10 protein-coding genes and 3 pseudogenes are annotated in these 21,445 nt (G+C 66.6%); 8 read left to right on the top strand and 5 right to left on the bottom strand.

Translation table 11 applies throughout. The annotated features are described in order from the left end of the window. The first annotated feature begins 411 nt into the window (after positions 1 to 411). Positions 412 to 1,947: an NAD(P)H-hydrate epimerase gene (locus ACN27G_RS28745; protein WP_421495849.1), complete on the top strand. Its 1,536-nt coding sequence runs from the start codon at positions 412 to 414 to the stop codon at positions 1,945 to 1,947. Here the strand turns inward: ACN27G_RS28745 and ACN27G_RS28740 are convergent. Beyond that, entirely contained in the window at positions 1,933 to 3,174 is a 1,242-nt protein-coding gene (locus tag ACN27G_RS28740; protein ID WP_421495848.1) for a helix-turn-helix transcriptional regulator, read from the bottom strand. The two genes, ACN27G_RS28745 and ACN27G_RS28740, sit on opposite strands and share 15 nt — an antisense overlap. A 326-nt stretch (positions 3,175 to 3,500) precedes the next feature. On the opposite strand from ACN27G_RS28740, the pseudogene ACN27G_RS28735 reads away from it, so the two are divergent. The 4 genes and pseudogenes from ACN27G_RS28735 to ACN27G_RS28720 all read left to right on the top strand — a co-directional run. Continuing rightward, positions 3,501 to 4,214, top strand: a pseudogene (locus ACN27G_RS28735) (pyridoxal-dependent decarboxylase); the annotation flags it as partial. 619 nt (positions 4,215 to 4,833) lie between these two features. Then, positions 4,834 to 5,022 carry a hypothetical protein gene (locus tag ACN27G_RS28730; RefSeq protein ID WP_421497627.1) on the top strand — a complete coding sequence of 63 codons (189 nt, stop codon included), beginning with the start codon at positions 4,834 to 4,836 and terminating at the stop codon, positions 5,020 to 5,022. Positions 5,023 to 6,209: 1,187 nt separating this feature from the next. Next, a pseudogene (locus tag ACN27G_RS28725) lies at positions 6,210 to 7,232 on the top strand (PfkB family carbohydrate kinase); the annotation flags it as partial. A gap of 207 nt (positions 7,233 to 7,439) precedes the next feature. Further along, entirely contained in the window at positions 7,440 to 8,228 is a 789-nt protein-coding gene (locus ACN27G_RS28720; RefSeq protein WP_421497491.1) for an SAM-dependent methyltransferase, read from the top strand. Between the two features lie 417 nt (positions 8,229 to 8,645). Here the strand turns inward: ACN27G_RS28720 and ACN27G_RS28715 are convergent, their stop codons facing one another. Beyond that, positions 8,646 to 9,116 carry a hypothetical protein gene (locus ACN27G_RS28715; RefSeq protein ID WP_421495847.1) on the bottom strand — a complete coding sequence of 157 codons (471 nt, stop codon included), beginning with the start codon at positions 9,114 to 9,116 and terminating at the stop codon, positions 8,646 to 8,648. 390 nt (positions 9,117 to 9,506) lie between these two features. On the opposite strand from ACN27G_RS28715, the gene ACN27G_RS28710 reads away from it, so the two are divergent. Both ACN27G_RS28710 and ACN27G_RS28705 read left to right on the top strand, forming a co-directional pair. Then, positions 9,507 to 11,171, top strand: coding sequence for a transposase (locus tag ACN27G_RS28710; protein ID WP_421495846.1), 1,665 nt, complete (start codon positions 9,507 to 9,509; stop codon positions 11,169 to 11,171). 342 nt (positions 11,172 to 11,513) lie between these two features. After that, a complete protein-coding gene (locus ACN27G_RS28705) occupies positions 11,514 to 12,620 on the top strand; it encodes an IS630 family transposase (protein WP_421495845.1) in 1,107 nt (368 codons plus the stop codon). Positions 12,621 to 13,524: 904 nt separating this feature from the next. Here ACN27G_RS28705 and ACN27G_RS28700 read toward each other — a convergent pair. The 3 genes from ACN27G_RS28700 to ACN27G_RS28690 all read right to left on the bottom strand — a co-directional run bounded on the left by ACN27G_RS28700 (position 13,525) and on the right by ACN27G_RS28690 (position 19,226). After that, on the bottom strand, positions 13,525 to 15,864 hold the full coding sequence (locus ACN27G_RS28700) for an ATP-binding protein (RefSeq protein WP_421495844.1): 2,340 nt from the start codon (positions 15,862 to 15,864) through the stop codon (positions 13,525 to 13,527). Positions 15,865 to 16,999: 1,135 nt separating this feature from the next. Beyond that, positions 17,000 to 17,425 (bottom strand): transposase, encoded by a 426-nt coding sequence (locus ACN27G_RS28695; protein ID WP_421495843.1) that lies wholly within the window; start codon positions 17,423 to 17,425, stop codon positions 17,000 to 17,002. Positions 17,426 to 17,438: 13 nt separating this feature from the next. Beyond that, a complete protein-coding gene (locus tag ACN27G_RS28690; RefSeq protein ID WP_421495842.1) occupies positions 17,439 to 19,226 on the bottom strand; it encodes a reverse transcriptase domain-containing protein in 1,788 nt (595 codons plus the stop codon). Between the two features lie 610 nt (positions 19,227 to 19,836). Between ACN27G_RS28690 and istA the strand changes: the two are divergent. Beyond that, a pseudogene (gene istA / locus ACN27G_RS28685) lies at positions 19,837 to 21,348 on the top strand (IS21 family transposase); the annotation flags it as partial. Positions 21,349 to 21,445: the final 97 nt, after the last annotated feature.

The raw sequence follows: 21,445 nt of genomic DNA, 5'->3' as shown, positions 1-21,445 counted from the left end.
GGCATCCGTCGATGCGGAACCCGAGGCTCCCGCAGAGCGATGGTCGGCGGGCGGGGTGGCTCACCGCCGGCCTGCTGGTAGCCGTAGAGTCGCCGCCCGCCGACGGCCACTTCTCGTGCGGCTTGTCAGCCAAGAGGTACCCTCCGTTCGTTTTGGCGAGGATTGCTACGTCGTCCCCGACCCGAAAGCCGTTGGATGACCCTCGGTAGTGAACAACCCGCTGCCGGCTTCACACTGCTATTGAAGTAGTAGTTTGATCGCGCTCTTGTCTGCCCCGATCGTCATCGGGGCGCGTCCGGTAGTCTGTCTGTCCACCTGCCTCGCGGCAGCTCAGCCGATTGCGGCGCGCAGGGATACTCCTCACTCCACTGCCACACGTCATCCGCCGTTGCGATATGTCAGCCTTACAGGATGCTCATTAGAGACGGTGCTCTCGCCGCACACCGCGCCACAGACATCCGAGCCGCTGAGTCACTGGTGCTAGCTCGGTTGGCCGAGGGCGAGCTGATGGACCGGGCAGCTGCGGCCCTCGCTGCGGTGTCAGCGCAGGTATTGCAGGCCCGGACCGGCGGAGTGTATGGACGTCGAGCGGTCATGTTGGTTGGGCCAGGGAACAACGGTGGCGACGCGCTGCTCGCTGGCGCCCGGCTTCAGCGTCGCGGCGTCTTGGTCCTGGCAGTCTTGACCGCTGATACCGCGCACGTCCGGGGAGTGGCAGACTTCCGTGCTGCCGGTGGACGGATAATAAAGGCAACTCACCGACCAGGTGAGGAAGAAGGATTGGAGGAAATGAAGCGCGCAAACATCATTATCGATGGGATGGTGGGCATCGGTGGAAGGCCTTCCCTCTCTGGGGCGTCGGGGAGGTTAGCCACAGCAGTACCAGCAGGAACTTCTGTCGTTTCCGCTGACATGCCAAGTGGCCTGGACCCCGATTCGGGTGTCCTGTCCGGAGTACATGTTCGCGCCGATGTCACGGTTTCTTTTGGCGCCTTGAAGCCATGCCTCTTATTGCCGCCTGCCTCTGACGCTGCTGGGCAAGTGGTCGACATAAGCGTGGGGATTGAGGAGGGCTTACCTGGCGTGCCGTTCGTGCGACGCCTGACTGGTAGTGGAGTTGCAGCTCGCTGGCCTATACCAGCGAAGTTCGGACACAAGTACACGCGTGGAGTGCTTGGCGCAGTTGCCGGTTCGGACGCGTACCCCGGTGCGGCGGTGCTGGCTGTAGCCGGAGCTCAACGCGCTGGCGTGGGTATTGTGCGTTTTATTGGCCCCCCTGGCGTAACGGACCACGTGCTCCGCGCCGTGCCAGAGTCGGTCCCGGGCGGAGGGCGAGTTCAGGCTTGGCTGTTGGGATCAGGCGTCGAGTCTGATTCCGGGCAGGACCGGGCGATTGCCGAGGCTTTAAATTCGGGCCTTCCCTGTGTCGTTGACGCGGGAGCGTTAGCAGAGTGCGTGCGGCAACGCGCAGCAGGCATTCGCGCCACCCCCGGCACCCAAGTACTGCTTACGCCGCATGCGGGTGAGGTGGCTCGGGTTTTTGGACTGTTAGGTGAGTCAATTCAAAGAGACATGGTCGAGTCGAGTCCGGCGCTCTATGCACTGAGGTTGGCCGCGCAGGCCGACGCCACGGTACTGCTCAAGGGATCCACGACCCTCATCGCGAGTCCGGAGGGATGGTTGTATAGCCAAAGCGACGGGCCTGCCTGGCTGGCCACCGCTGGCTCTGGCGATGTTTTGGCAGGTATCGCCGGAGCGCTGATGGCACAAGGTATCAGCGCCATGGATGCTGGTGCCATGGCGGCTTACGTGCACGGGCAGGCCGCCATTCGGGCCTCCGCAGGGGGGCCGATTGCCGCTGGCGATGTCGCGAATGCGTTGCCGACAACGATCGCCAACATGCTCGGAAAATCTGACGCGACAGCGGCGAGCTCAGGACGCAAGTAGACCCACCCGCTGGGCGAGGGCACGAACATGTCCTCGTGCTCTCGCCCGGTCTCGATAGAGCAACTCTCGGATGAGTTCGCGGACCAGGGTCGAGTCGCGGACCTCTTCTTCGGATATCCGCTCCGCATCAAGAAGGACCAGAACGGCCGACTCGTCCTCGCCTCTCCTCACGTAGCCCCGGGCAGTGTTTATCAGCGCCGCTGCCTGCCTCTCGACGCTAGGAGTATTCGATACGTCGAGACGCGAAGAATATTCAACAACCGTATCCGGGCGCCCCAGTTCTGCACTGATAGCGAGCCCATGGATGTCGACGTTGCCTCGCCCGAAGGCCGTCCACGGGTCATAGTGCGCACCAAGGGCGCGGGCGGCATCGTCAGCTACTCGATGGAAGGCCCACGCGCGGCCGTCGTCATCAGACTGCGCCGCACTGATCGATGCTGCAAGATGGAGCATTCCATAATCAGCGAGCAGGTTCGGGTCCGGATCCGAACTGTCGATTCTGCTCTTCAATTCGTCGGCAGCCGCAAGGCAGAGCCGCGTGGCCTCGTCCTGCTGCCCTGCCCGACGATACGAGGCGGAAAGGGCCCAAGCGCCAAGCGCGATCAGATGGGGATCGTCCGCTTCGCGCGCGGCGGCCATAGCGCGGTCCGCCGCTATCCAGGCTAGGTCTCCGTCTGGGATGTGATGTAACCATTGACGAGTGACCTGGTAGGCGCCGGCCAGGCTGCGTGCAGCAGCACAGCGATCCGGTCCCATCCGGTACAGAGCGGTCGCGTCGATCAGCAAACTGGGCAACACGCGACCGAGCGTACTGTGCGCTGTCGGGGAGTTGTGCCAGACAACCCAGGCGTCGGCAACACGAACGTTGACGTCCGACAGTTGAGGGACAACGCCTTCCATGTTGCCAGGCACAGCTGCGCGCATGATCGCCTCGCGCACGGCCGCGACCGCCTCCCCTGGGGGGCGCGGGCCGGGCGCGAGCCGATCTACTGGCCGCCCGATCAGATCCTCAATCCTGCAACCTACGACCTGAGCGATGCGTAGGAGGTCGGTAAGCCGCTCGGCGTGCAGGCGTCCCTGCTCCACGGCAGACACCCATTGGACAGACTTGCCGATACGGCCCGCAAGATCCTGCTGGGTTACGTGAACAGCGCGGCGGTGCGCAGCGATGTTCGAGCCGATCCCTCGGATCAGGCCCCGGTCGTTTTCCATCTCACCACGGTCCATGCTCACCAGCATACGAACACTACTAGGAAATTAGTAGTTCGAGACGTCATCGCTTCGTAGCCTGAGGTCACATCGATCATCGCAACGACCTAGAGGTCGCTGCTCTACGGGACGCCGACCCGAGAAGTCGGCGGATGGGAGCGGTAGCCCTGGGAGAAAGATCATTTAGGACGGTCAGGCAGAGTCACAAACTCCTGTCGCCAACTTTGACCCGTTGCCGACGGATGGGTCCAATTGGCTCCCGGGGCAGCAAGGCGCTGCTCGCGGGGCACGCCTCGCAGCATCTGCGGAACTCCCACACCCTCTACATGAGAGCGTAGTCCGACATGGCGTCTTCCTCCCGGATTGGCTACTCGTTTCCAACATTTGCGCAGCGAGGATGCGTTTCGGTCGGCTACCTGACACGCCCGCTGGTGGCGGTCCGACCACCGGGACTGGCCGCGGCCGATTTCGACTACCGGCCACTCGCTGGACTGCTAGCGGCGCCGTTGCTGAACAACCTCGGAGATCCAGCGGTCGACGGCCGGTATCCGCACCACACCAAACGCTTCGAGCGGGAGGCCCTCGCGATTGTCACCGACCTGCTCCAGGCACCCGACGACGACCGGTGGGGGTACGTCACTAGCGGGGCGAGTGAGGGTACCGAGCACGCCTTGTGGCTGGCCCGCACCCGCTACCTGGACGCGATGGTCCATCACAGCGAGACCGCCCACCACTGCGTTCGGCACGCCGCCGACCGGCTCGCGATGCCGTCGATCACCACCCGCACTGACGGCAACGGCGAGATCGACTACGACGACCTGGCCGGCCAGCTCGATCAGCACCGGCACCGGCCGGCGGTTGTCGTGGCGACCGTCGGCATGGCCGCGACCGAGGCCGTTGACGACGTTCGCAGCACCACCGAGATCCTCGACCGGCTCGCCGTGCACTGCCGGTGGGTCCACGCCGACGCCGCCCTGGCCGGCCTCCCTCTCGCCCTCGTCGCCCGCGACCAGCGGCCCGGCGTCGACTTCGACGACGGTGCCGGAAGCGTCATCGTTTGCGGTCACAAGTTCCTCGGCTCGCCGATCCCGTGCGGGGTGCTGACCGTCCGCGACAGCCTGCGCACCACGCTGACGAATTCCCGATGCGGTCTGGCGGTCCTGTCTCTGTGGTACGCGGTGCATCAGCACGGCGTCGACGGGCTCCGCGCCCAGGCGGACCAGTCCCGTCGACTCGCTGCCTACACCCATGGCTGGCTCATCTCCATTGGCTGGGACGCCCGCGGCGTGCACCCCCTCACCTTCACGGTCGCGCTTCGCCCACCACCGGCACTCGTCGACCGGTGGGCGCTGCCGACCTTCGGCGGCTGGTCCCAAATCGTGCGTATGCCCGGCATCACCCAGTCACAGGTCGACCAGTTCGTCGACGACCTCGACAACAGCGAAGGCGCCGACGGTCACGGTGCCCCGGCGAGCCCGGCGGCCAACGGCGCAGGGAAGGGCCTGCGGGGTCTGGCCTGCCGCCTGCCGATCCAGAGTCGGGGGGCATCGCGGCGACAGAGTCCGCTCACCCGCTGCCAGGCGTACCCGGGACGACGGAGGTCGTCGCCCCCCCGCTTGGCAACGTCAGGTCCAAGCACGATGGCCCGCCCGCTCGTACGCGCATCGGGCCGCCGGCGTGCTCAGCGAACTGTGGCACCACGAGGGCACCGGGCAGGTCGTCCTCGCCCCGCCGGCGGTGGAGGAACTGCTGCTCGGCGTCCATGCGCTCCGGCCCTCTGCCCTGCTGTCGGTCATTCGCCGACTCGTCGAGGCTGGCCTGCTCGTCGAGGTCCAACCTGTCCGCAGTCCGCACTGGGGCGTCTAAACCCTCGCCATCCCGACCGATTCCGCCGACCATCTGCCCACGAAAGGATGATGTGTCGATGCCTGCCCCCACCACAGCCCCTCACGAACGATCCCCCGCCGACATACCCACAGCTGACAGCTACCACCGTGGCAGCCCCGTCTGGGTCTACCGAGGAGGTTGGCGGCCAGGAAAGGTCGAGAGCACCTCGGGTCATGCGCTGCTGGTGACGTACCGGCAGGCGGCGGGCCTCGGCACCAGCGTGGACACCGTGCCCGCACGAAACGTAACCACTCGGCACCCTGGCGACACCGACACGGTTGTCGACCAGCTACCGCCGATCGACAACCGCCTCGCGCAACACCTCGAAGCGGCCGACATCGCCCGCCGGCCACGGAGACGACAGCCCGCCGGCAGCACCACGCTCACCAACCCTGATCCATTACCATCTATCGAAAGATCAACCTTGCCGTGACTCGACCTCCGAACCGGACGACGCACCGCACGACCGCGGTCGTCGCGGCCAGTGTGCTGGTAGCGACCACGGGTGTCATCACCGCCGTCACGCAGACGGGCGCCCGGTCGACCACGCCCGCCGCCGGGACGACCCTGGATCCGGCTCCTGCAGTGGCTCCCGAGGTGGCGCCAACCCCGACCCCCGGCACTGCCCTGGGACGGTGGGCCCGCCGTCACTTCCTGCGGAACCGGGCCGTGGGACTCGCTGCGGTACCGGCGGACTCAGCGCCCGGACCATACGCGTATCAACACACGATCCGGTGGTCCCGCGACGGGCACGTCGGGCTCCAGCAGCGGCAGTGGCGCCACGTCGACGGATCGGGACGGACACTCGAGCAGACAACGGCCGGCCCGCGCGCCCTCAGCAGGCGTGCCGCCTTCGCCGCCACAGCCACTAGTGGTGAGGAGACAGCCCGGCTGCTGTTCGCACCCCAGACCGGTGTCCTGCTCGCCTACGAGGCGATCCGACACGCGAAACCAGCAGACGTGTGCGATCTCCGGCTGTACGTCGACCTCGACCGGCAATCCCGCATCGCCCCATTAACGAACCCCACACCAGCCCGCCAAGCAGGCGCATCAACGAGCAAGGCCGTCGCGCAGCACCACCACTGCTGCGCTGTGCCGGTCCAGACCCTTACCGGCCGGTCACGTCGCCCCCGGCGGCCCGCCGGACAACGAGCGGACCTGCCGCGATGACTTCCCGCCAGCACGACACGGACCAGGCTTCGGTTGTCTTCATCGGCGCACTGAACACCGACGTCGTGGTCACGGTCCCCGAGGATGACGAAATGTCACTGCTCGCCGACCTCGCCCAGATCCTCGGCCGGCCACTGAAGGGCGGCACCGAACATCGAGTGCCCCACGACACGATGCGGACCGCTCTACAACTCGTGGAGGGCAGCAGGCACCGGATCGACGTGCGGCCCGGCGGATCGGCCTTCAACGCGGCCGTCGCCCTCGCCGCCTGCAAGCAGCCCGTAGAGCTCGGCTACGTCGGTGTCGCGGGAATCCCGCCGGCAGGAGCGGCACACCGAGAGGTCCTCGCCGCGCTCGGCATCGACCGAAGCATGGTCCTCCAGCACACCAATCTGGCCGGTGTCTGCCTCGCCCTCAACCACCACGGGGACCGCACGCTCCTGGTCCACGAAGGCGCCAACGCATACGTAGCCGACCACTTCAATCGCCGCCTGGAGGCCGTCGCCGACTACGTCGCCACGGCGACGATCGTGCACGTCAGCTCCCTGCTCGACGCCCGATCACCCGCCGCACTACTCAAAGTCCTTACCGCCGCCGCCCGACGCAACCCGGGTCTACGGTTCTCCGTCGACCCCGGCCACCAGTGGTGCCTGGCCCCCACCGGCAGCATCGCCGGGATCCTGAATCGGGCGCACTACCTCCTTCTCACCGAGGCGGAGTTCCGCACCCTGCGCGAAAGCGAACAATCGGACCAAAAGATCGCCCAGTGCCTGCTCGAATCGATGCCATGCGGAGCGGCGGTCATCGTCAGAGCGACGCACCGCGTCCAGATCCATCAGCTCGTCAACGGAAACCTCACCACGACGAACCACCGCCTCACCCCGATGCCGGCGGAGCAGGTGGTCGACCCCGTCGGAGCCGGCGATACCTTCGCCGCCGGTATCCTGGCAGTAGAGGCGCAGCGGCCCGGCAGCGTCCAAGAGGGAATACGCTTCGGCGTTGCCGCCGCCCGGCAGACCATCCAGTACCCCGACCGAGCCGGACCCCCGACCCTCGCCGCGCTCGCACAAAACATGATCGAACCCGACGCTCCAGCGGCCGGCAGCGCCCCGACCTCTCCCGGCGCCAGTCATAGGTCCCGGCCAGCAAGCACCTCCTATCCAACCTCGACACGACGGGCAATTCCGGCAAGCAGCACGCCGGCATCCCCCAGGAAGGCAAATTCCGTGCGCCTCAGCAAGCGACCGGGCGGGCTCAACACGAGCGTGCCCCACACGGCCCGGGTGTGGAACTACTGGCTCGGCGGAAAGGACAACTACGACGTCGACAAGAACCTCGGCGATCAGATCGCGGACGCCTTTCCCGAGATGCCTACGCTCGCCTGCGCCTCCCGGGCCTTTCTCACCCGCGCCGTGCGGTACCTCGTCGCCGGGGCCGGCGTCCGTCAGTTCCTCGATGTCGGCACAGGCCTGCCCACCGCTGAGAACACACACCAGGTCGCCCAGGCCGCCGCCCCCGAGTGCCGGATTGTCTACGTCGACTCCGACCCGCTCGTCCTTTCCCACGCACGCGCCCTGCTCACCAGTACCTCCGGAGGCACTACCGACTACGTCGATGCCGACCTTCGCGACACCGACAGAATTCTGCGGGAGGCGGCCCGCACCCTCGATCTCACCCAGCCCATCGGGCTTATCCTGTTGGGGATCCTCGGCCACGTCGAAGCCCACGACGAAGCCCGCGCGATCGTGGACCGGCTCATGCGGCCCCTGGCCCCAGGCAGCTACCTGGTGTCCAGCGACGGCACCACCACCAGCCCCGGCGTGATCGAGGCCGCCCGACTTTGGAACCTCTCCGCCAACCCCCGCTACCACCTCAGGTCGCCAGATCAAATCACCGCCTACTTCGACAGCCTGGAACCCGTCGAACCCGGAATCGTTTCCGTGGCGTACTGGCGATCCGTCCTCGACGATCCGGCCCACGTGGACAACTACGGTGGCGTTGGCCGAAAGCCGTGATGCTGACAGAACAGGGGGCGGCAAGCCGGCAGGGCCGCCAGAATCAAACCGCAATCGCAGGGGCGGTTGTCCACAGTTGTTCTCCCGCTTCTTTCGGAGGTCAGTCAGGCACGGTGAACGTGACGGATGATCGGTTGCGGGACGCCATGGCACCAACGTCGGGGTGGGTGGTGTGATCCGGGTTTTCAGCGGCGGCGCGCGGCGCGGTTGCGAACGATTTCCGGCGCAATGACCCAAATGGGCGAGGCTGATCTGGGTCCTTCGGCGGGATCCTTCGACTGCTACGCGACGTGCAGGAGCCGGTTACTTGGGCTCTGGCCCGGAAGGCTGTCGCCGCGTGGCCGGTCAGCGAGGATGATTTCCTGTCGATCCGTGACGACCGGAACCAAGGGCCGCGTCAGAAACGTGTGCCGTTGATCACGCGAAACGAGCGTGACCAGCGATTTCACCGGCGGTGATCTGCTCGGCTTGGGCGCGGGCTGCGGCAACCCACGCGTCCGACGCGGTGTCGCCTGCTGTCGCGGGCGTCGGGTGAACGGTTGATGGCTGCTGCTCGGCGAGCCGGTTCCACGCCGACTCCCATCGACCGTCGGCGGTGGTGTCGACTCCGCAGGCGGCGAGGAAGGTACGCAGCAACGGTTTGCGTGGCAGGCGGCGGCCGGCCAGAACGTCGATCAGGGTGCTGCGCGGCAGCGGTGTGGCGTGTTCGCGGCCCCACCGTTCCAGGTCCCGGTAAAGATGTTGTCGGCTCGGCCACGGACTTGCCGCAGCAGCGCCGCGAACTCCTCGACGGTGCGGGCGGCGCTGGGATCGATATCGCTGGGATCGTTCATCTTCCGTGAACGACGACGTGATGCAAGGCATGCTGTTCGCCGGAGTCGGCGACACCCCGCCGATCGTCGTCTGCGACGCCGCCGGCAAACCGTACCTGGTTCTCCGGCCTACGCGGAATCACCGACGAACTCGCCAGCACCGGCGTCACCGCGTATCCGCCCGCGATCGTGTAGGTGGACTGCTACGAGGTGCTCGGCGACGCCGCCGACCCGGCCTGACCGCCGCGCTGACCGTCGGCGCCGACATCATGGTCAACCTCGGTGGCTCACCGCTACCGCCCCTGGCTGCCCGAAGCACTCGCCGGGCGCCGGATCGCGATGATCCAGACCAATGCCAACGAGCAGGAGCCCGACGCCGCTGAGGCTGTCGGGAAATTGATGTCCAGAATATGTATAGTGATTGATGTTTGTTGTAGTATGGGGTGTGGCTAAGCGCTATCTGCCGGTGGATCGTAGCCAGCCGTTTCTGCTGCCGCCGAGCGTGCAGGAGTTCATCCCCGAGGATGATCTCGCGTGGTTCCTGATCGACGCGGTCGCGGCGATGGATACGACAGCGTTTCACGCCCGGTCCCGTCTGGGCAGCGCCGGGCGGGCCGGGTACGACCCGGACATGCTGCTGACACTGCTGGTCTACGCGTACTGCCTGGGTCAGCGCTCCAGTCGCCGGATCGAGGCGTTGTGCGTGCGGGACCTGGGCTTTCGGGTGGTCACCGGTAACCGGGTGGTCGACCACAGCACGATCGCGGCGTTCCGGGCCAACCATGAGGAAGCGATCAAGAAGTTGTTCACCGAGGTGCTGCTGCTGTGCGCCAAGGCCGGGCTGCGCCAGGTCGGCGTGGTGGCGGTGGACGGGACAAAGATCGCCGCGTCGGCCGGGCTGGGCAAGACCCGCGAACGCGAGGCGCTGCAACGCGAGTACGAGCGGTTGTCCGCGGAGGTGGAGTCGATGCTGGCGCAGGCCGCCGCCACCGACGCCCACCAGGACAGCCTGTACGGTCCGGACAACCGCGGCGACGAGTTGCCCGCCGAGCTGCGTCGACGTCTGGACCGGTTGGCCCGGCTGAAAGAAACCCTGCGCCAGATCGACCAGGCCCGGGCCGAGCACGACGCCGACGAGCACGGCCCCACCCCGACCGGGCGGCCCCGCCGAGCAGACAAGATCGCCACCGCACAACGCAAGCTCGACCAACTCACCCAGCGCCGGGACCAGCGCGTAGCCAAGGAACAGGCCGCCGGCCGGCGCCTACCCGGCTCCCGACCCGACTACGACGCCCTCATCGCCCAGGCCGAAGCCGACCTCGCCGCTGCCCAGGGCCAAGCCGACACCACGCCAACACCCGAACCCCCCGACACCACGCCAACACCCGAACCCCCCGACACCACGCCAACACCCGAACCCCCCGGCACCGCGCTCGCGGTGCGGCCTGGGTGCTCTGTTGAACACCTGCCCAGTGCCGCACGTCGCGGCAATGCCACCGACCCGGACAGCCGGATGCTCAGGACCCAGCGAGGCTGGACCCAGGGCTACAACTGCCAGGCCGCCTCCGTGCGGGTGCAACACGGACGACGTCTCGTCCTCGCCGCCGAGGTCAGCCAGGACGCCAACGACGTGCGCCTGGCCATCCCGATGATGGATACCGCCGTTGTCAACGCCGACCGCGCCGGCCTGGGCACGATCGACCTGTTCGCCCTCGACGCCGGCTACTGGTCCGACGACAACCTCACCGCCCCCGGGCCCGACCGCGTCATCGCCCCCGGCAAGAACCGCGTGATGCTGACCGAGCTACGCGCCAACGGCTACGCCACCGATGAGCCACCACCCGACGCCAGCCCAGCCGACCGGATGCGCCACCGACTACGAACCCAAACCGGCGCGGAAAGCTACGCCCAACGCGCTCCCACCATCGAACCCGTCTTCGGCGACACGAAACACAACCGCGGGATCACCGCATTCCAACGCCGCGGCAAGCCCGCGGCCGACAACGAGTGGAAGCTCATCAACGCCACCAGCAACCTGCTCACACTGCACCGCCACACCCGCGACCTGGCCCGCGGCCGCCCGCCCGCGACCAACACCGACCGATCAGCCCAACGCAACGAACCGACCTGACAGACCAGCACAACGAAGGCACCCAGCCCAGCCCGGCCGACGCCACGCAGGCCAGGACAGACACGACCGCAACCACCATCGGCCCAGACCCGACCCCGACCCCGCCACGCCCCATGCCCTTCACCGAAGGCCCCCAGATTTCCCGACAGCCTCCGCTGCCCGGCAGCTCGACGAGTTGCGACGCCTCGATTTCGCCAACCTGACCGTGGTGACCGCAGGGCGACGCGGCGCGGTGGCCTCGATTCGCGACGGGTTGTCGGGGTACTCGTTGGAGTGCAGAGCTGCGTACCGCTAGTGTCCTGAGTCGTTGATTCGTTGTGTAAATCGGGTAGTGTGCAGTGCATGCCGCGAACGGGTCGCCCCAAAGCCGAGTTGGTGTTGTCTGATGTGGAACGTGAGACGCTGACGTCGTGGTCCCGGCGAGCGAAGACGGCGCAGGCGTTGGCGTTGCGGGCGCGGATTGTGTTGGCCTGCGCGGAAGGTACGAACAACAAGGACGTGGCTGCGGGGTTGGGTGTGTGGCCGCAGACGGTGAACAAGTGGCGGGGCCGGTTCGTCCGGGACCGGCTGGCGGGTCTGTCGGACGAGCCGCGGCCTGGCGCGGCTCGGAAGATCACCGACGAGCAGGTCGAGGCGGTGATCGTGAAGACGTTGGAAGAGGCGCCGACGGGCAACGACACGCACTGGTCGACCCGGTCGATGGCTCGCGCGGCCGGGTTGAACCAGACCGCGGTGGCGCGGATCTGGCGGGCGTTCGGGCTCAAACCGCATCTGGTCGACACCTGGAAGCTGTCCAAGGATCCGCAGTTCATCGAGAAGGTCCGCGACGTGGTCGGGTTGTATCTCGACCCGCCGGACAGGGCCATGGTGCTGGCGGTCGACGAGAAATCCCAGATGCAAGCCCTGGACCGCAGCGCACCGGTCCTGCCGATGATGCCCGGGGTTCCCGGCCGGCAGACCCATGACTACATCCGGTACGGCACCACCAGTCTGTTCGCCGCGCTGGACGTGGCCACCGGCAAGGTGATCGGCCAGCATCAACGCCAGCACCGGCACCAGGAATTCCTGCGGTTCCTCAAGACCATCGACAAGAACACCCCCGCCGACCTCGACCTGCACCTGATCTGCGACAACTACGCCACCCACAAAACCCCGGCGATCAAGACCTGGCTGGCCGCGCATCCCCGGTTCCACCTGCACTTCACCCCCACATCCGGAAGCTGGCTCAACCTCGTCGAGCGATGGTTCGCCGAACTGACCCGCCGCAAGCTACGACGCAGCAGCCACCGCAGTGTCAAAGACCTCGAAACCGACGTCACCGCCTGGATCGAGGCATGGAACGCCGACCCGAAGCCGTTCGTCTGGGTCAAAAGCGCCGACGAGATCCTCGACAGCCTCGCCGCGTACTGCACCCGACTTAATCAACTATCCAACGACTCAGAACACTAGGCCGTACGCGCCTGTGCACGTGAACCTGTACCCCGACACGGGTTCGTCCTGGACGCACCGGCGATCGCCGTGCTGGTGAGGCAGGTGCAGGGCGCAGGCGCGGCGGTCTCCGCAGCCGCCGAGCACCCGCCCTCGCTTGCCTAGCCTTGGCGGCCACCAGCGACCCGGACCACATCGTCGAGTGCCGCCGTTCCAACCTCCAGCTCGACACCACCCGCCACTCCCGCATGCGTAGGCCTAACGCCTGCTTAGCTGGCCTTATCCGCGCAACTACCTAGACGGGGTAGCGCCGGTTAGGTACTCATCGCGATGTATGACCGGTATCGGCCGTCGACACTGGTCAAGGTTCACCGAGGTTGCTCTGGACAACCTGTGCGACGGAACCGTGCCAGGGCCGGACCAGCACGGTTGCGGGGGCAAACGAAGGCCGAGCAACGGGCGCTACTTCGTGTCGTTGCTGTCGGCCAGGACGGAGGCATCAGTGAGACGGGTAGATCAATCGCAGAGTCAGCCGAACCGTGAAGGCGCCCCGGACCCTGGAGCCGTCATCAGACGTGCCCGCATGCGGTTGGGATGGAAACAGATAAGGCTAGCCCACGCTATGAGGCAGGCGGCGAAGGCGCACAATCTCCAGCTACCTTGTGATTCGTCACTTGTATCGATGATCTGTCGATGGGAACGGGGCCACCACCTGCCTAACGAGTTTTATCGACGGCTGGTGTGCGATGCTTTACGGCTGAAGTTGCAGGATCTGGGCCTTCCGATAGACCCGCATTTCGTCTGGGTGGGCACCGACAGCGCGTACGAGCTGAGCCCACGCCGGTAGAATCGCTACCGGCGGTCGTGGATGTAGCAGGAGGTCAGCGCAGGAGCACCGCCAGCGTTTCCATCGTACGAAGGGTGGTCAACCGGCGCCAGGCGGTGTGACCGGAGATTGGTGCCCAGCCTCACCTACTACCCAGGCTGCGATGGCTGCCCGACCCCGGGGTAGGTCGAGTTTCATTCTGATGTTCAGGACATGCGCGTCGACGGTACGCGGGCTAATGCGTAGTTGCGCCCCGATCTCTCTGCTTGTCAACCCAGCCGCTACCAGCCTGGCTACCTCATGCTCTCGATGGGTTAGGCCGTCTGCGGATGCACTAGGCCGGCGGACGGTTGTCTTCCCCAGCGCGACTCGCACTGCATGGGTATGTCCGCGAGCACCGGCCACTATTGCCGCGTTCATCGCGGTTTCGTCTAGCATAGCGGCAATCGCCGCCTTGGCGCGGGCGTGCTGCTCGGCGAGCGGCGGTAGGCCGGCCAGAGTGACCCCCATTCTCTGGCGCAGGGTACGGGCGGCACCGAGCAGCCAGGCTGCCCGCTTCGCCTCCTCGACCGGCTTGTCAGCCCGGCTGAGCTGGGCAGCGATGATTGCCGCGTGAAGTTCGAGCGACCACGTTTGCCCCCACTGGTCACCCATATCGTGCTGAAGGCGCAGACTGCGGGTGCAGAACTCGATCGCTCGTGAATAGTCTCCACCGGCGAGGGCAGCGGTGGCGGACGCCCACAGCGCCCAGGTACTCGCCCAGTCGGCTTCTGCCTCGTAGGTGTTTCTGAGGCATTCTGCGCTCGCCACGACGGCGTCTGCGGGGTTCCCTGCAACTGCGGTGGCGAATGCCCACAGCAGGGTCGCCATATGCCTGTCGCCCACGGTGTCTTGGTCGCTGTATGCCTTGCGAGCCGCTGCCAGCAGCGGGATGGCGCGGCTGCTGCCGGTGCCGAACGCCTCGTTGGCGCCGGCTGCGAACAAGACCGGCCCGGTGGAGCCGAGGTGCCACTGTCGCTCTGTCTCGCGTGCCGTGGTCAACAGGGCCTGCGCGGCGCTGTGGTGGCCTTGGACCGTGGCGATCCACGCGAGGGCGGCATGGGTGGCGGACAGGTCAGCTGCATCCGCGGCGTCGGCCGGTGCAGCGGACAGCTCTAAGACGTGGCGTAGCCGTCGGTCGCACTGGTCGAGGAAACCCCAGAAGAATGGCGCCTGGGAACGCACCAAGTTCCGCAACATCTCCCTGGCAGTCGGTGGGTCTCCTTGCCGGATCGACTCGTCGATGGCGGCTAGGACGTCCGGCAAATCCTGGTACACAGACTCCATGGCATCGAGCCCACCGGCGCCGAACCAGGCACTGGCGGCGTGCGATAGGAGGCGGCGGTGGTACTCGCGGTGTCGGTCACGCACCCGGTGTGTCTCGCCAGCCTCCGCCAGCTTCCTCAGGCCGTAGTCACGCAGGGTGTCCAGCAGAAAGTACTGAGGTGGATCGGCGCTGGCGTCGACCGCGATGACCGACTTGGCGACGAGGCCAGTGAGGATGTCGAGGACATCGGCGGCGGCAATGCCGCTGCCACTGCAGACCATCTCAGCCGCACCCAGCCCGAACGTCCGGACAAAAACCGACGCGCGGGCCCACATCCGTTGCTCAGAGTCGGTGCAGAGCTCGTAGCTCCAGCCCACCACGCGTTCGAGCGCGCCGTGTCGCTCGGCATTGTGGTCGCCGCCGATGCCGGCGGCGTCGGACAGCAGACGAAACCGGTCGGCGGCGAACCGAAGCAGGAGCTGCCGAGGGGAAAGCGTGCGGACCCGGCTCGCCGCCAGTCGGATCGACAGTGGCAGTCCGTCGAGCCGTTGGCAGAGCTCCGCTACGGCCTGTCGATCAGCAAGGGCAACATCCTCTGCCCCAGCCGCTCTGGCGTAGGCGCCGAACAGGCCGACCGCGTCCTCTTGGGACAAGGGAGGCACGACGATGGTGTGCTCTCCGTCGATCGCCAATGCCTGCCGTGACGTTGTCAGAACGCGAACGTGCGGTGTGGCGAGCAGCAATGCGGCGACACCCACCCGCACTGCGGGCAGCACGTGTTCACAGTTGTCCAGCAGGACCAGCATCCGCCGGTCATGTAGATGATCGAGTAGCGCGTCGAGGCCTGCAGCCTTGTGGCGGCGGATGCCCAGACCCATTGCCAGGTAGGCGTAGAGACGGTCAGGCGTGCACGCCTGTGGATCATGCATCGCGCCAAGATCAATCATCCATGCGCCATCACGCATTTGTAGCTGAGCCGCGATCCGCAGCGCCAGCCGCGTCTTGCCCACGCCGCCAGGTCCGGTAAGGGTGAGCAGCCGCACCTGACGAAGCAGCTGTATCCCCTTGGTCAACTCGTCGCTGCGACCGACGAAGACCGCGATATCCTGCGGCAGGTTCCCCTGGACGCTCATCGACGTCGATGAGCGTCCGGCGCGGAGACTCCGAAAGGCAAGTCCCCGGCACACTTCAGACCACTCGATCGCTGCGCCTCAGTCAAGTAGAGCTCGCTCCCCATGATCGTTATCTCCCGTTTTCGGGCAGCCCTTCCGGATTCGGCCAACCACGAGCGGTGATCATACCTATGACAAGGCGCGATATTCCATGGATCCGTGTAGCGACGGCGACGGGGTTAGCAGAACTACCTAGACCGAGTTCGTCAACCACGCAGTTGCTCCGATGCGCTGGGTGACACTGACCCCAGAGACTGTTACCGGCATCGACTGGCGACCAACTCGACCCGCACGCCGTTTCGGCGACCGCACCTGCGGGCCAGTTGGCGCGACCATAGGGGGAATGGGGCGGTGGGGACAACCTCGACCTGTATAGCACGGCCGCAAGCGCTGGCAGTTGCCGTGACAGCCCTCACCGTCCCGCCCGGCGCGATGACTCAGCGTACGGCGGCCCGAACCCAGGACCGGATGAACCCTGAAGAATGAGGTGCCCACAATGTGGACGGAGCGACGGACCGCTCTCCAAGTGCTTCCGACGCCGCTGTCAGCGGACCTGCCACCCGCCCCGCTATCCTCGCTGGCGCTGCGGGCAGCGGTGCCTGGCCCGCGCTGGGGGGTGGCGACCCGGGACGTCCCGCTGCTCGTGTTGTCCGACGAACGTGCCGAGTTTGATTACGGTCCACCCGTCGCCGCCATTGACGTGCAAAGGCCACTCGACTCGTTGGGCTTGGTCGCCTCAACGCACACCGGGTTCATGCCGCCCCGGACCCCGGACTACCGATTTCCCGTACCGCTGGGGGAGATCGTCCGGCTCTGCGAACTCGGGAGCAGCCGCTATGCCCAGGGAGACGATCACGCGTTCCGGAACTGGCTAGCAGCCGAGAGCGCCGCGTACGCCGGACCTGCTGCGGACCTCGTCCAGCAAGCGATTGCCCTGTCTCTGCCTGCGCAGGAGCTACGGATGGTCCCGCTAACCTATTTGAATCACATGTGGCGGCAGGGCAGCGCCGCGCTCCCGGCAGCGAGTGGCCGGAGCGTGATGCCCATCGCGCTTGACGATCTGATACAGCGGTTGAAAGTCTGGGGTCTGTTTCGGTCACGGTGGTTCCGGTTGCAGGCTGAGTCCGGTCTGGGTGAGGAAGCCGGGGATCAGGTCGGGTCGGTACTGGATGCGTTTGAGTCGGTTGCGGATGATCGCGGCGAGGTGGTCCACGCCGTCGACGGCGAGGTTGCCGAGGCTGGACTTCATCGTTGACCACAGGCCCTCGACGGGGTTGAGGTCGGGTGTGTACGCGGGTAGTTGGACCACGGTCAGCCACCGGTGGCGGGCGGCGATGAGCTGGCGCATCGCGTGGCTGGTGTGGGTGTGAAAGTCGGCCCGAAGCGCGGTGCTGGTCTTTCGACCGGTCCGTTTCCTCGGGCCGCTTCCCGAGTGAAGTGGGCCGCCGGCGAGGTGCCCATGGTGTGGGTCCTTTTCCGTCGGCCTCTTCCCGAACCGTGCTGGTCGGTTTCCCTGACACACGGCTCTCCAGTGGTCAGTTCCGGGTGGATGTGCGTGTCCGACCGGCGTGGATGTCCTCGTGGCAGTTCCGGCAGATGACGAGGGTCTTGCGGCGCCGTTTGGCCATGAGGTGCACCCACGCGGGTTTGTCGGGTCGATCGCGGCGGTTGAGGTCGGCGGGTTTGCGCAGGTGATGGACTTCCAACCTGTCGGTGGACTCGCAGAGCTCGCATCGTCCGGCCAGCAGCCGGTGGATCAGTTCGTTGCGTTTGGCGCTGGCCATGATCGGTGACATGTCGGTCAGGACCGCTGCGCGTTGGCGGCGGAGCGGTATCCCACCGAAGCGGGCGACCAGTGGCTTCCTGCCTCGGTCCCGGGGGACGGTGACCTGGAAACAGGTCCGGGGCCCGTCAGGGGTGCCGATGACCGTCTTGTACTTGCGGGCCATCTTCGTGACGGTGGACCGGTGTTTGCCTGCGAGGGTCTTGAGCATGGAGGTCTCCATGACCCAACGCAGGGTGTCCAGGCGGAACACGTCCTGGGCGAGGAGGTAGTACTGGACCAGGCCCCGGTACTCGGCCTGGTACTTCGCGACGATGGTGAAGTCGTCGTCGTGAAGCAGCGCACCGCGTTGGGCGGGTTTGCCTTCGCGCAGGTAGTTCGCGCATCGCTGCCTGATGACGTCGCGGGGCACGAACAGTCCGATTGCCCCGTTGGCCGCTCGGCGGCCCCGGGTGATCTTCGTGTCCGAGTGTTGCGTCTTGATCTCGTAGCCGAGGAACCGCGCCGCCTGGCTGGTGGCGTGGGTGATCAACGTCTTGGATGGTGAGAGTTCCAGCTTGAGTTCCTCGCGCAGGAACGTCGCGATCCGCGTCTTGATCTGTTCGGCTTCGTGCCGCGGTCCGGCGAACCCCAGCAGCCAGTCGTCGGCGTAGCGCACATACCGAAGTCGTCGATAGCCCGGATCGTTGGGGTCCTGGCTGGGTATCCGGCGGCGGCGCTGCGTGAGCAGCCGGACCGCAGCACGGTCACCGTGGCGTTTGGCCTTCGCGATCTGGTCGACGACGACTTGGTAGGCGCGGTGGCGCCGACGCCGGACGCCTTGATGGTATTCAGGCAGCAGAGTCTGCCCGACGAACCGGTCCAACCGGTCCAGGTAGATGTTCGACAAGACCGGTGACGCCACTCCGCCCTGCGGCGCACCGCTGAGCGTGGCGTGCCACCGCCAGTCTTGCAGGTACCCGGCCGTGAGCATGTTGGACACCAACCGCAGGAACCGGCCGTCGTGGATCTTCTCCGCCAGAATCGAGCCCATGACCTGGTGATCAAGAGACCCGAAGCAGTCGGAGATGTCTCCCTCGATGAACCAGTGCGTTCCCTTCCAGACCTCGACCACCTCACTCAACGCGGTGTGGCAGCCCCGGCCCGGACGGAAACCGTGAGAACGGTCGGAGAACTGGACGTCGTAGTACGCCTCCAACAGCAGGCGCACCACCTCAGCGACCAGCTTGTCCGACCACGTCGGCAGGCCCAGCGGGCGCGATTTCCCGTTGCTCTTCGGGATGTGCACACGCTTGACCGGCCGCCATCGGTAGCGCTCACGACGTAGCACGTCGATGATCGCTTCGATCTTGGCCAGGGACATGCCGTCCACGGTCTCCGGCGTGACTCCGGGCGTCATCGACCCCTTGTTGGCGTAGATGCGCCCGTAGGCCAGCAGAAACAGCTGCGGATTGAACAGTTGCCGATACAACCTCTCGATCGGCAGGCCACGCCTGCCGCGTTCCCGGATGACGCCCAGCACCGTTGCGGCGTTCCGCATCACGCGTACCTCCCATCGCTGGACGTCGTGATCACCTGTGCCCCTTCGCCCTGCGGCCCGGCTTTCCCGGCCTCCCTGGCGGGTCGTCACTCCCGCGACTACTACGGGCACTCCGTCGCCGTAGGACTCGCGTCCCGTAGGCGATCCCGTGGTACGTCTTCGTCATACGTGTCGAGCCCGACGTAGGCCGCCCACTCATCCCCTCACCCGCCCTCGTTGGGCGGTGCCCCACGCCGTGGAGGTTGCATCGACCTCCGGGTTCATGCCGACGCACGACGCGGCATCGGTTTCAAGCGTCGTTCCGATGGATGCGCACATTCATCGCTGGGGATTGGGCTTCAAGCAATCCAGCCTTGGCCATATCGGGCGGGTCCCGTGACACGTCACCCTGGACGCCTGTCAGCGCTCACGTAATTCCCCCTGGAGGCCGTGATCCGCTCACGTAATTCCCCTGGGGCGCGCTCGTCATGGACCAGGTAGGCCGCTCGTGGTGTTCGCGGAGGGGACGGCGAGCGTTCGGCTGTAGTTGCCAAGATCCTTTCCTTCTCGCGTAGATGATCTTTCCGCCGGCAGGCCCTCTGGGGAGCGGATGGCGAGGAGGACGTTCTACGTGATCGATATAACCGAGATCCTGGTGCACTGGTACGCGGGCCGGTCTCAGTACGACGTCGCGGGTTCGTTGGGAGTGGACCGCAAGACGATCCGGCGTTATGTCGAGCCGGCGATCGCGGCGGGGTTCGTGCCCGGCGGGACGCCGCCGATGAGTCAGGCGGACTGGGAGCCGCTGGTCAAGCAGTGGTTCCCGCATCTGACGGATACTCGGTTGCGGCAGGTGACCTGGCCGGACTTCGCCAAGCAGCACGAGTACATCGTCGAGATGCTGCGGGCTGGTGTGACCAAGGCGACGATCCATCAGCGGCTGCGTGACGAGCACGGGGTGACCGGCTCGCTGGCCTCGTTCAAACGGTATGTCACGGCGAACCTGGCCGAGGACGCGGCGCGGGAGAAGGTGACGGTGCTGCGGGCCGATCCCGAGCCGGGGCTGGAAGCGCAGATCGACTACGGGTTGCTGGGCTCGTGGACGGACCCGCGCACCGGGCGTTCGCAGCGGATCTGGGCGTTCGTCATGGTCCTGTCGCACTCCCGGCATATGTTCGTGCGGCCGGTGGTCAGCATGGACCAGGCCTCGTGGACGGCCAGTCACGTCGAGGCGTTCGCGTTCTTCGGCGGCTGCCCGGCGAGGCTGGTGCCGGACAACCTGAAGACCGGCGTGGACAAGCCTGACCTCTACGATCCGAAACTGAACCGGGCTTATGCCGAGCTCGCGGCGCACTACGGCGTCTTGGTCGACCCGGCCCGGGCCCGCAAGCCCAAGGACAAGCCCCGCGTCGAGCGGCAGATGCCTTATATCCGTGATTCCTGGTGGAAGGGCCGGGAGTTCACCTCCCTGGTCGAGATGCAGGCCTCGGCGTTGCACTGGTGCCGTGAGGTCGCCGGGCAACGCAAGCACCGCGGCCTGGACGGGCGCACCCCGGCGGAGGTGTTCGACCAGTCCGAAGCGGGGACGCTGACCCCGCTGCCGGCGGCGGCGTTCACCCTGGCGGAGTGGTCGCGGGCCAAGGTCGCCCCGGACGTCCACGTCAAGTGCGGTAAGGCGCTCTACTCGGTGCCCTGGAAGCTGATCGGGCAGCTCGTCGACATCCGTGCCACGACGAGGATGGTGCAGATCTTCCATCACGGCGAGTTGGTCAAGACCCACGTCCGTAAGGACAAAGGCCGAGCCACGGATATCGCGGACTACCCACCGGAGAAGATCGCCTTCCACACGCGCACCCCGCAGTGGTGCCGCGAGCGGGCCGAGCAGACCGGGCCCGCGACCGCCGCGGTGATCGCCGAACTGCTGGACGGCCCGGCGCTGCACCGGCTGCGCTCGGCGCAGGCGATCCTCAACCTGGCGGGTAAGTACTCCGACGCCCGGCTCGAGGCGGCCTGCCGCAAAGCCACCACAGCCGGTGACCCGTCCTACCGCACCATCCGCAACATCCTGGCCGCCGGGCTCGAGGACGTCGAACACGACCGGCCCACCGGCGACGCCGGCGCGCCCGCGTTCCTGCACGGCCCCGCCGGCCTGTTCGCCGACGTCATCCTGTTCCCCACCACGACCGCAACCACCGTGACCACGACGAACGCGACGAACGCGATCGGACCCGACCGTCGTG

This window comes from Plantactinospora sp. WMMB334, assembly GCF_049179095.1.
Classification (GTDB): Bacteria; Actinomycetota; Actinomycetes; order Mycobacteriales; family Micromonosporaceae; genus Plantactinospora.
The sequence above is the reverse complement of the archived record's forward strand: the minus strand, read 5'-3'. Positions and strand labels throughout refer to the sequence as shown.